Origin of the sequence: Nostoc sp., assembly GCF_035638895.1 — a bacterium.
GTDB lineage: Bacteria > Cyanobacteriota > Cyanobacteriia > Cyanobacteriales > Nostocaceae > Nostoc.
Window position 1 is genome coordinate 1 of the sequence record NZ_DASQZC010000352.1, and the last position, 11510, is coordinate 11510.

9 protein-coding genes are annotated in these 11510 nt (G+C 43.6%); 5 read left to right on the forward strand and 4 right to left on the reverse strand.

Going from position 1 to position 11510, the window contains the following annotated elements; translation table 11 throughout:
• Positions 1-193: 193 nt before the first annotated feature.
• Positions 194-1480, reverse strand: coding sequence for a homoserine dehydrogenase (locus VE944_RS17255; RefSeq protein WP_324979257.1), 1287 nt, complete (start codon positions 1478-1480; stop codon positions 194-196).
• 128 nt (positions 1481-1608) lie between these two features.
• The gene (gene petH / locus VE944_RS17260) at positions 1609-2919 is read right to left on the reverse strand and encodes a ferredoxin--NADP reductase (protein WP_324979260.1); all 1311 of its coding nucleotides are present in this window, start codon (positions 2917-2919) and stop codon (positions 1609-1611) included.
• 340 nt (positions 2920-3259) lie between these two features.
• On the opposite strand from petH, the gene VE944_RS17265 reads away from it, so the two are divergent.
• The 4 genes from VE944_RS17265 to VE944_RS17280 all read left to right on the forward strand — a co-directional run bounded on the left by VE944_RS17265 (position 3260) and on the right by VE944_RS17280 (position 8271).
• The gene (locus VE944_RS17265) at positions 3260-3487 is read left to right on the forward strand and encodes a hypothetical protein (protein ID WP_324979262.1); all 228 of its coding nucleotides are present in this window, start codon (positions 3260-3262) and stop codon (positions 3485-3487) included.
• A 636-nt stretch (positions 3488-4123) separates the two neighbouring features.
• The gene (locus tag VE944_RS17270) at positions 4124-5128 is read left to right on the forward strand and encodes a phosphoribulokinase (protein ID WP_324979265.1); all 1005 of its coding nucleotides are present in this window, start codon (positions 4124-4126) and stop codon (positions 5126-5128) included.
• Between the two features lie 418 nt (positions 5129-5546).
• On the forward strand, positions 5547-6821 hold the full coding sequence (metK, locus tag VE944_RS17275) for a methionine adenosyltransferase (RefSeq protein WP_324979267.1): 1275 nt from the start codon (positions 5547-5549) through the stop codon (positions 6819-6821).
• A 280-nt stretch (positions 6822-7101) separates the two neighbouring features.
• Positions 7102-8271, forward strand: coding sequence for a homocysteine biosynthesis protein (locus tag VE944_RS17280; RefSeq protein ID WP_324979270.1), 1170 nt, complete (start codon positions 7102-7104; stop codon positions 8269-8271).
• Between the two features lie 74 nt (positions 8272-8345).
• On the opposite strand, the gene VE944_RS17285 is transcribed toward VE944_RS17280, so the two are convergent.
• The gene (locus tag VE944_RS17285) at positions 8346-9374 is read right to left on the reverse strand and encodes a hypothetical protein (RefSeq protein WP_324979273.1); all 1029 of its coding nucleotides are present in this window, start codon (positions 9372-9374) and stop codon (positions 8346-8348) included.
• 379 nt (positions 9375-9753) lie between these two features.
• Between VE944_RS17285 and VE944_RS17290 the strand changes: the two genes are divergently transcribed.
• The gene (locus tag VE944_RS17290; protein WP_324979276.1) at positions 9754-10647 is read left to right on the forward strand and encodes a tetratricopeptide repeat protein; all 894 of its coding nucleotides are present in this window, start codon (positions 9754-9756) and stop codon (positions 10645-10647) included.
• A 67-nt stretch (positions 10648-10714) separates the two neighbouring features.
• Here the strand turns inward: VE944_RS17290 and VE944_RS17295 are convergent, their stop codons facing one another.
• Positions 10715-11335 (reverse strand): TMEM165/GDT1 family protein, encoded by a 621-nt coding sequence (locus VE944_RS17295; RefSeq protein WP_324979280.1) that lies wholly within the window; start codon positions 11333-11335, stop codon positions 10715-10717.
• Between the last annotated feature and the right edge of the window lie 175 nt (positions 11336-11510).

An 11510-nucleotide genomic window follows, 5' to 3' on the forward strand; every position in this document is an offset into this window, starting at 1 on the left:
TTTGACTGGCGTACTTCAATCCTACTCTCTCCACAAATTATAAAGGCGCAAAAATTCGCGCCTCTACGTACCTAGTCTATTACTTGTTTAGCTTCCCCAGCTAAATCGAAAATTGGCGCGATCGCACTTTTAACGCCATTCCAAAATATTAAACCTCTGGTTCAACACCAAGCGATCGCACTTTCCATTAATCTCAAAGTACACGCAGTAAGCTGGGAATGCTTTCAATTGCTGACAAATTCTGAATTTCTGCCAAAGCTTGCCGAAAATTACCCTCCCGGACATCATGGGTAACAACCACAATCTCTGCTAGTTCCCCTTGAAAGCCAGTTTGGACAATTGACTCTAAGCTAACGCCATAGTTACCAAAGCAAGTCCCCAATTTACCGATAACTCCCGGTTGGTCATTGGTGAGAAAACGGGCGTAAAACCGAGTTATCAATTCTGCCATTGGCGCAATTTGGCAATATTCCTGATGTCCACAAGTTAATAAGGGATTTGCAACTGCTGTATTGGTTTTGAGGACAGCAACTAAATTCAAGATATCTGATGTGACAGCACTGGCGGTTGCACCAGCACCAGCACCGGGGCCAAAAAACATTACTTGCCCAATTGGTTCTCCTTCCACAAGAATGGCGTTGTAAACACCGTTGATGCTAGCCAAAGGATGGGCTTGAGGCACTAATGTGGGATGAACTCTCACAGAAAGAGGAGATGAGGGAGTATCACGTTTAGCGATCGCTAACAATTTAATCACAAATCCCAATTTTTCGGCATAGGCAATATCTGTTTTGCTGACTTGCCGAATCCCCTCAGTATAAACATCTTGTAGGTTGATGCGTCCACCAAAGCCTAATGATGCCAGGATGGCAATTTTATCTGCCGCGTCTAAGCCATCGACATCGGCTGTTGGGTCAGCTTCAGCATAACCTAATCGCTGGGCATCACCTAAGACATCATTGAAGTTGCTGCCTTCTGTTTGCATCCGTGTCAGGATGTAGTTAGTTGTACCGTTTACGATGCCAGTTATAGTATGAATACGGTTAACACTTAAAGACTGCTTTAGGGGTTGAATCACCGGAATCCCACCACCCACAGCAGCTTCTAACATTACGTATACGCCAGCTTGATTGGCAGTTGTGAAAATTTCCGCCCCAAAGCGGGCGATCGCTGCTTTATTGGCGGTGACTACATGCTTACCATTACTTAAGGCTTTGAGGATTAGCGATCGCGCTGGCTCTAATCCACCCATCACCTCGACAACTATATCTACCGCCGGATCGTTGACAATGGATTCTAAATCTGTAGTTAAGACTTCCGTAGACAATTCTACTGCACGGGGCTTATCTAGCGATCGCACTCCCACCCGATAGATTTCTATCTCTTGCAACAATGGGTGACGCCCAGCGCTATCTTGCAACAACTGCACTGTTCCCGTTCCCACGGTGCCTAATCCCAGTATTCCTAGTTTCACACCCATTTTGCACCCAATTTCACGAACAACAATTGTAGGTAGAGCGTTTGCCCTACCTACTGATTATCCTGCTTCCTTTGTCATTTGTCCTTTGTCCTTTGCTAATGACTAATGACCAATGACTAATGACTAATTTAGTATGTTTCTACGTGCCAGCGACCGGCTTTTTTGATTTGCTTCTGGTAATCACTCCAGGTTACGCCTTCCTTAGCAGCAGCAGCAGTTAAGGCTGCATCAATACCTTCTTCCATACCGCGCAAACCGCAGATGTAGGTGTGGGTTTTTTCATTTTTAATCAACTGCCACAACTCATCAGCATGTTCTGCTACGCGGTCTTGAATATACATTCTACCGCCTTGGGGATTTTTCTGTTCGCGGCTGATAGCAGCAGTGAGACGGAAGTTATCAGGATATTTTTGTTGAATTTCTTCCAGCTCTTCCTTATATAAGAGGTTTGGAGTTGTTGGTACGCCAAATATTAACCAAGAGAATCCTTTAAATTGGTATTCTGGGTTAGCTGCTCTTTCCGCATCTTTAAACTGACGCCACAGATAAGCCCGCATCGGCGCAATACCTGTTCCGGTTGCCATCATAATGACATTAGCTTCAGGGTCATTGGGTAACAACATTTCCTTACCCACAGGCCCGGTAATTTTTACCTCTTCCCCTGGCTTGAGGAAACACAGGTGCGTAGAGCAAACGCCATGTACTGTTTCACTAGTTTCTGGGTGCTTGTACTCTAACTGGCGGACGCACAGCGATACTGTCTTATCATTTACATCATCGCCATGACGAGTTGAGGCAATGGAATACAGTCTAAGTTTTTCCGGCTTGCCGTTCTTGTCTAATCCTGGCGGAATAATCCCAATACTTTGACCTTCAATATACTTTAAATCACTGCCAGACAGGTCAAATTTAAGGTGTTGAACAATACCAATACCGTCTTCTTTGACTAGCGGTTCATTAGATATTACCTTGCCAATAAACGGAGCATTGGGACGGTAAGTGTTAACAGGAACGTCACCGTGGTCTTTTTTGGCTTTCGCTTGAGTCATGGTGTTGCCTTTCTTGTCCTTGTTCTCTTCAGCACTATGAGCATTCACAGGTGTGGCTTTACCATTCCCTTCACTGTCAGCAGTTTCCCCAGATGTCGCTAACTCGCTGACAACGCTTGTAGCATTTCCAAGTGAGGCTTTACCATTAACTGGCTGTAGCGCAGTTACAGGCTGGATGCTAACAATTGTGCCGCCTAGACGAGTGATACGTCGCATTTCTTGATTCATCCGGTTGTAAGGCACTCTGATGAACACACTGCCACTTTTCCGAATTGGGTAGTTAGTTTGATCAGTTTCTTCGCTCTGACGCAAACCCACTACTTCATAAAGGAAGATGCGGCTACCTAATTCTGTGTTGGCAGCACCCTCAACAGCACCTTGATTGTACATTCGTTCTACCACTCCGATAATTTACTTAACCGTTTTTCAAAAAAAAACTATTCCCCTACCTTGCCAGCTTTAGTTTACCGGATTTTCGTTTCACAAAACTGGCCTTGAAGGAAAAACGGCATCATTAAATTAATGCCTTGCTAAGTACACTCACCGAAGACATGCAGGCATAGCAAAAAACACACCTGTTCACCTTCTAAGGTAAAGGATAAGTCTTGTGGAGAATGTTAATAATGAGTCAATTTAATCTTTTTTTCGTTAACTACCACCCTCATGAGGGAGATAGTTTTTTACCTTATTACCCAACGAGCAACTTAAAGGGGCAGATATTATAGGAAGCTTGATTCGATTATTACTGGAAGCTACTGCTCAGTTGACTTCCAAAAATTGCCGTTGTGCTTGCCTACTCCAAGAGTTTAAATCGGAAATGCAAATTCCAGAAGGTTTTCTTCCAATTGGTTTTACTTCTTTAAATCTACTATCTGGAAATATTGTTAGCCATATTCATGACCTCTCTATGGATAATGACATGACTCTGACAACTCAAGCTACAAACATAACGATGTAGAAAACCGTGATTTTAGCAACTCTAATCAGTTTCACTTGATGTGAAAAATCTGTCAACCTTTATCAGTATTTGGCTATAACGTCAACGCTTCTATCTGAGCATATTTATAAATTTACAGCCAAGAATTTGACTAATGCAAGTTCTTCGCTCATTCGTTGGATAGATTTTTGCTTTAAATATATCCAAGTATTGTCGAGCAGGAATTACAATTTAGGAACATTAAAAAATTTGCGGCAATAATAAATTATACCTTATCGTCTTGTTTATAGTCACAAGTAGCGGGCTGAGAAAGGCGCAACGCTGATGGGCAGTGCTGATCCCCATTTTTAAATTAACAACTAAATTAACAAAAAAATGATTCATGAACTACCTTAATTCTTCTTGACGGCAATCTTGTATGGGATACCCCCTTCTGTTAAAATCAAATATACCACTAGGATTAAATACTTACCGGCACCAAAATTCAGGCTAGTCCGACGAGTAGCAACTTAATTACTTTTGTTGCTTACTTGTTTGGTGTCTTATAGATGTGCTAGGTAGCAAGAACGCAGGATAAACCAAAGGGGTAAACTCCTGGCTTCAGAATCTGCTGTGTGAAAAAATATTGAGACAATTTTAGTATTTTAGAGGAGATTTATGACAAATAAGCCGGAACGCGTGGTACTGATTGGAGTAGCCGGAGACTCTGGATGCGGGAAATCTACGTTTTTGCGTCGTTTGATAGATTTGTTTGGTGAAGATTTAATGACAGTCATTTGCTTGGATGACTATCATTCCCTAGATCGCAAACAGCGTAAAGAAACGGGTATAACAGCATTAGACCCCAGAGCAAACAATTTTGACCTGATGTATGAGCAAATTAAAGCGCTCAAAAGTGGTCAAGCGATTGATAAACCGATTTATAACCACGAAACTGGCTTAATTGATCCGCCAGAGCGGGTAGAGCCGAATCATATTATAGTTGTTGAAGGGCTGCATCCTTTATATGATGAGCGGGTGCGATCGCTAATCGACTTCAGTGTTTATTTTGACATTAGCGATGAAGTCAAAATTGCCTGGAAAATCCAGCGAGATATGGCTGAACGTGGCCATCGCTACGAAGATGTCTTAGCGCAAATCAATTCCCGCAAACCTGACTTTGATAAATTTATCGAACCACAAAGAGAATTTGCTGATGTGGTTCTGCAAGTATTACCCACGAACTTGATCAAAAACGACACGGAGCGCAGAGTCTTGCGAGTACGTATGCTCCAGCGCGAAGGTAAGGAAGGCTTTGAGCCAACCTACTTATTTGATGAAGGGTCAACAATTAATTGGACTCCTTGTGGACGCAAGCTGACCTGTTCTTATCCTGGTATGCAACTGTACTACGGTTCAGATGTTTACTATGGCCGCTATGTCTCAGTACTAGAGGTGGATGGTCAATTTGACAACTTGGAAGAAGTAATTTATATCGAAACCCATCTCAGCAATACATCCACTAAATATCAGGGTGAATTGACTCACTTGTTACTCCAGCACCGCGAGTATCCAGGTTCCAATAATGGTACTGGTTTCTTCCAAGTGCTTACAGGTTTGAAAATGCGTGCTGCCTATGAGCGGTTGACAACTACCGAAGCAAAGTTAGCAGTTCAAGTTTAAAGCAGCAGTGTTTGTGTCATTTGTGGGGGCGCTTCTGGGTGTCCCCTTTTTTTGTGTTATTAAATACTTTTAACCACAAAATAATTAGCATAAATTGATCTTTTTTACAGATACTTACCTGGTAGCTAGTGGTTTTTATCGATATTAAGAAGATATTAACGACTGAAGTATAAATATTGTTATGATTTCATAAATTAATGTGAGTTTGACGGCTTATATGGTGTTCACCTAACGAGCCGAATCAAAAGACCTTTAAGAGGTTTTACTACCCAAAACCATGCCTCTCTGAGTCAAAGAGGGGCAGACTTAAACTACAGTTCAAGTTAGGGACAGGTTCATCTAACTCACGTTAAATTAGGTAGTTGAACTAAATACTACATTTAGTTCAGCCAAAAAGATCAAGTCAGGAGGAATTCCTTTGTCTCGTCGATATCTATTTACCTCGGAGTCAGTCACCGAAGGTCATCCAGATAAAATCTGCGATCAGATTTCTGATACCATTCTGGATGCCCTACTGACACAAGACCCCAGCAGCCGCGTCGCTGCTGAAGTAGTAGTTAATACCGGTTTGGTGCTAATCACTGGTGAAATAACCACCAAAGCCAATGTAAATTTCGTCAATCTTGCCCGTCAGAAAATTGCTGAAATTGGCTATACCAATGCCGATAATGGGTTTTCTGCTAACAGCACCAGCGTTCTGCTGGCTTTAGACGAACAATCACCCGATATTGCCCAAGGCGTTAACACCGCCCAAGAAACCCGCGAACAAGATAGCGATGAACAATTTGACAAAATTGGTGCGGGCGATCAAGGTATAATGTTCGGTTTTGCCAGTAACGAAACACCAGAACTGATGCCTTTACCCATCAGTCTCGCCCACCGTATTGCTCGCCGATTAGCAGCAGTTCGCAAAACAGGTGAATTGTCATACCTGCGTCCTGACGGTAAAACCCAAGTAACTGTGGTCTACGAAGATGGACGCCCAGTAGGTATTGATACTATTCTAATTTCCACCCAACATACAGCCAGTATTGGGGAAATCACGGATGAGGCGGCGGTACAAGCCAAAATCAAACAAGACCTGTGGTCAGCAGTGGTCGAACCTGTTTTTGGCGACATTGACATTAAGCCGAATCAGGAAACACGTTTTTTAGTCAACCCCACTGGCAAATTTGTCGTTGGTGGCCCTCAGGGAGACTCTGGTCTGACAGGACGGAAAATAATAGTTGACACCTACGGTGGTTATTCACGGCATGGTGGCGGCGCTTTTTCTGGCAAAGACCCCACGAAGGTAGACCGCTCTGCTGCTTATGCTGCTCGTTATGTGGCGAAAAATATTGTCGCTGCTGGGTTGGCAGAAAAAGTTGAAATTCAGCTATCTTATGCCATTGGCGTAGCGCGACCAACAAGCATTCTGGTTGATACCTTTGGCACCGGTAAAGTGGATGAAGAAACCTTACTGAAATTAATCAACCAGCACTTTGAACTCCGTCCGGCGGGGATTATTCATGCCTTCAACTTACGTAACCTACCAAGTGAAAGAGGCGGACGTTTTTATCAGGACGTCGCGGCTTACGGTCATTTTGGGCGGGCTGATTTAGACTTACCTTGGGAACAGACCGATAAAGCCGAGTTGTTGAAGCAAGCAGCAAATGAGTTGCTTTCGGCAGTAGTTGCTCAAGTACTAACTTAGACTTATACGCTACTGCAAAAACTTAGTTTGTTTATATATATCTGAGGGTATTGGCAACTTCAAAAATTGTTTATACCCTCATTTATCTAAAACAGAATTTAGCATGAATTCTGACTTTGCAATATTTGAATTTTTTTCGGAATCTTAACCCTACCTGGGGTGTTAAGCTGTCGCGCAGAGATTAGTGACAACTATTTTGAGAATAAATTATGCAAGAGTCTGTGATTTCTCAAGATATCCTTCAAAAAGGAAGACAGCAGGAAGCACTAGCACTGATAAAATGCGAACAATTGCAGAAATTAACGAAAAAATCAGCCGCCAACGTGCGGTAGTGTTGACAACTGAAGAATTAAAAGCACGAGTTGTAGAAATCGGTGTTAATAAAGCAGCTAAAGAAGTTGATGTAATTACCACTGGTACATTTGAGCCTATGGAATCAAGTGGCGCAATTATCAATCTCGGACACACTGACCCCCCGATAAAAATTCGTCGGTGCTGGTTAGATGGCGTTCCAGCATATTCTGGTTTTGGTGCAGTAGATTTATATTTAGGTGCGAGTTCTGCTGTAGAGACGACGGACGGGGAAGAAGTCAGAGAACGTGGCGGCGGTCATGTAATCGAAGATTTGATCGCTGGTAAACCAATACACGTAAAAGCGCAAGGACAAGTAACAGATTGTTATCCCAGAGCAACTTTTGAAACTACAATTACCAATGAAACTATTAATCAGTTTTATTTATTCAATCCGCGCAATCTTTATCAAAATTTTATTGTTGGGGTAAATGGTGGCGATCGCCCCCTCTTCACCTATCTCGGCCCTTTACAACCGCGTTTGGGAAATGCCGTTTACTCTAACCCCGGTGCTATTTCCCCCTTACTCAACGATCCCGATTTACAACTCGTTGGTATAGGGACTCGAATTTTTTTAGGGGGTGGTATTGGCTATGTCGCTTGGGAAGGCACTCAGCACTTTCCTTTACAAAAGCGTTTAGCTAATCGTACACCCATTGGGCCTTCCGCCACTTTAGCTTTAATTGGTGATGCCAAGCAAATGGATGCTCACTGGGTGCGGGGATGTTACTTCAAAAGTTATGGCCCTTCATTGATGTTAGGCGTTGGTGTACCACTACCTGTGTTAAATGAACAAGTAGTTGAACACTGTGCCGTTCAAGATCAAGACTTAGTAGCTCCAATAGTGGATTTTTCCATTCCCCGGCGCGTCCGTCCCACCTTTGGTTTGGTGAGTTACGCCCAACTCAAATCTGGGCGGATCACCATTGAGGGCAAAGCTGTACGCTCTGCCCCCTTAGCGAGTTTGTTTTTTTCTAGGCAAGTCGCCCTAGAGTTGAAAAAGTGGATCGAAGCAGGTACGTTTACCCTGACAGAACCAGTTTCCCCAATTCCGATGGAGCGATCTTTTCTACCTCAAGACCGGCGGACGGATTTTTAAGGGGATGAGGGGGATGAGGAGGAGTTTACTTACCCTGCTCCCCCTGCTCCCCCTGCTCCCCCTGCTCCCCCTGCTTATTCTTGAGTTGGTTTCGGTCGCTTGATGGGCTTAGGAGCGGGTATTTTAGGTATAGGTTTTGACACTACAGAGGTGTCACCGCCTGCGCCTGTTTTCTTGATAGGACGTGGGGTTTCACCACTGCGTCTGCTGGGGGGAAATGGTTTTCTACCACCAGCACCACCGCCACCGCCGGCACGAGGGCCACCTTTGAATGGTGGTTTACGTTTTTTGGGCAAGTCAGCGATCGCCTCAGCTTTTTCTACTATCAAAACGTCAGCTTCTCGCTTGGCTTGGAAGTCCCAGAACTTTCCTACTGCTTTGGTAGTCAGCACACCCCTCAATTTCAATTTAAAATACTTGGGTTTCTCAGTTGGTTTGCGTGCAGCTTGCCTAATTTTGACTACCAAGCTCTTAGCATCAAAAGATTGGTATACTACCTCACCACGAACAGAAAAACCACCATCTGCAACTTCTGATGAGGGAATTACGGGAATTGTACTTAGTTCAGAGTTCTCGGATAAGCCATCATCGGGAATCTGTAATTGCAACTCCAAGTCTGGCTCGTCTTCATCTGCTGAGTTTTTAGCCAGATTTTCTGGCTCCCAAACTCCGACGATTTGGATGTGCAAGGTATCATTTTCTTGTCTTGTACGTGGATATACTACCCACAAGTGTTCTTTTTCTAAGTCTAGATGATTCTTGACTAAGCTCATAATCCGGCCTAGGAGGACGGCATTGAGTTCTACACCATCTGTGGTCAGCAGCGTACCTTGAGTAAATTGTTCGCTGCTAGCATGATAGCGACCCCTAACTAACCCGATCGCTCGATATTGCATCGGCTCACTAGGAGGCGGAATCGGTTGCTGTCGATTGATTAAGTTCCCATTTGAGTCAGTTTCAATGGGGTTAACAGGCGAATTTTCAGGTTTAGAAGACTGGACTGCTACTGTATTAACATTAGGGGATGCCCCTATGTTAGTTGGGCCCTGGTTAGAGGCAGAAGAATTGGAAGATTCAGGCAACGGCATCAGGTCGGAATTCATAAAAACTCCTTGCGGCGGAGACACATCCCATTGTGGGATTTTACAAAGGCAGCTGGAAAGAGCATTTGTGCGACTGATGAAAGTATATTTGCTTTTCACAAAGTCACACTAGGGTACTCTATAACAATACTAAAGGCGCTAAATTGAGTGTATAAACACTAAATGTGTAATTTAGCGCCTTTACACTAGTTTCGGAAGCATATCATAGCTATAATTCTGGCGGCTCCCCCTAAAGTCATCACTTACTTTAACAGTGTAAATAGTTAATTGTTATAAAATTCACAGGCAATTGGCGGTATTCCGCAAAGTTTTGGAAATTTTTAACTTTACGATTTGTGTAAATGATAATGTCATTAAAATTCAGGAGAAAGACAAAACTGTGTCTCAACCGCGCAATCGTTGGATAGTTCAAATCGTCTTGGCGGTGGCAATTCTTGCTTTTGTGGGTGTTTCGGTGATTCCCATAATTGGAGCATTTAATAATACGCCACCCTCAAACCAGAATACCGCTAGCACTAGAGGCACCTTGACCTCTGCTGACCAAAAATCAAAACTGGAAGACGAAGTACGGGGTTATGAACTGGTTTTGCAAAGAGAACCAGAAAATCAGACTGCGCTTAAGGGCTTATTAGAGGCGCGGCTACAATTACTGAGTCAAAAAGAAAAAAGTCAGGTTAAACCAGCTGATATTCAAGTTGTGATTGAACCTTTAGAAAAGTTAGCCAAGCTGAATCCCGAACAGTCAGAATATTCAGTGCTACTGGCTCAAGCCAAACAACAAATTGGCGATCGCGAAGGAGCAGCTCAAGCTTATCGCTCGATTTTGGAGACGAAACCAGGCGATTTGAAAGCTTTACAAGGAATGGTGGCTTTGTTAATCAGTCAGCAACGCCCAGAAGCAGCCATTGGTTTGCTGCAAGAAACCCTCTCTAACGCAGCCCAAGCAAATACAATTCAGCCTGGAAGTGTGGATACAGTAGCCGTGCAGGTGCTGTTAGGTTCTGTTCACGCTTCCCAGAAACGCTACCCTCAAGCTAGCTCTGTATATGACCAAGCAATTAAGAAAGATCCTAAGGATTTTCGCCCCGTTGTGGCTAAAGCGATGCTCTTGAAACAACAGGGCAAAGACGCAGATGCAAAACTTTTGTTTGATAGCGCCGCAGCTTTAGCACCTGCTCAGTACAAAGATGAAATTAAGAATGCAGCAACGGCTTCGCCCATCCCTAATGCTGCTGCATCTCCCGCGCCTTCAGCGGAAAGTACGCCTAAATAATGGGGAGTAGGGAGTAGGGAGTGGGGAGAAAGAAGAATTATAGCCTCTTGTTTGTCCCGTCATCCCCTCACGCTCCCTCAATGGCAGCAATAACACCAAACAGCAAAAACAGGCATCCGCCAATTAAGGTGAGTTGACGCTCAGAAATTCGTCCGGCAATCATTTTGCCGCCGATAACTGCGATCGCAGCACAAATGGCATGTCCTAAAATTGCACCTATTGTCACTCCAGTAGGATCATTACCTGCGGCTAGGGCAATGGTGGCAATTTGAGTGCGATCGCCCCACTCTGCCATAAATGTCAACACAAAGGCTTCTATGACAATTGCCAAGGAAGTCTTTTGCTTTGGTAATTGCAAATCTGCTTGTTTCACCGCAGCTTCGGCCTCTTCTATAACTTCTGTATCACAAGCAGCAGGAGACATCTTACTAGCGTCATATAACAGCTTGAGACCAAAGGCAATAAACAAAGCTATTTCAGCGTAATGAATATAAATTTTTGGTAAAAAAGATACCGCTTGTCCAAATAGCACCGAAAGGATTGTCATCGCGGCTAAAGCGGCTGTCACACCTGTAAATACCAGGCGCCGCGAGTGGTGCATTGCCAAAATCACAGCAATAAAAAATGTTTTATCGCCTAGTTCTGAAACTGTTATTAATAATAAACCTGCGGTAAAAGCTGTTAACACTCTCTCAAGCTCCTGAAAAATCATTTACCGATGTGAAGCTTGATGAGAACCAAAAGACCTCACCAAGTTTACACTTTTCGGTGTGAACTTAGTGAAGGTCTCGCTTTCAAATATTGATTACTTGCCATCTGAACCAGGCTCATCGCCAGTATGTTGATTCAGATGTACTGGCTTT

Excerpts from the sequence above, each read along its gene's own strand:
- VE944_RS17280 (WP_324979270.1), top strand. The coding sequence starts at position 7,102 with ATGCGAACAATTGCAGAAATTAACGAAAAAATCAGCCGCCAACGTGCG.
- petH (WP_324979260.1), bottom strand. The coding sequence starts at position 2,919 with ATGTACAATCAAGGTGCTGTTGAGGGTGCTGCCAACACAGAATTAGGT.
- VE944_RS17270 (WP_324979265.1), top strand. The coding sequence starts at position 4,124 with ATGACAAATAAGCCGGAACGCGTGGTACTGATTGGAGTAGCCGGAGAC.
- VE944_RS17255 (WP_324979257.1), bottom strand. The coding sequence starts at position 1,480 with ATGGGTGTGAAACTAGGAATACTGGGATTAGGCACCGTGGGAACGGGA.
- VE944_RS17285 (WP_324979273.1), bottom strand. The coding sequence starts at position 9,374 with ATGAATTCCGACCTGATGCCGTTGCCTGAATCTTCCAATTCTTCTGCC.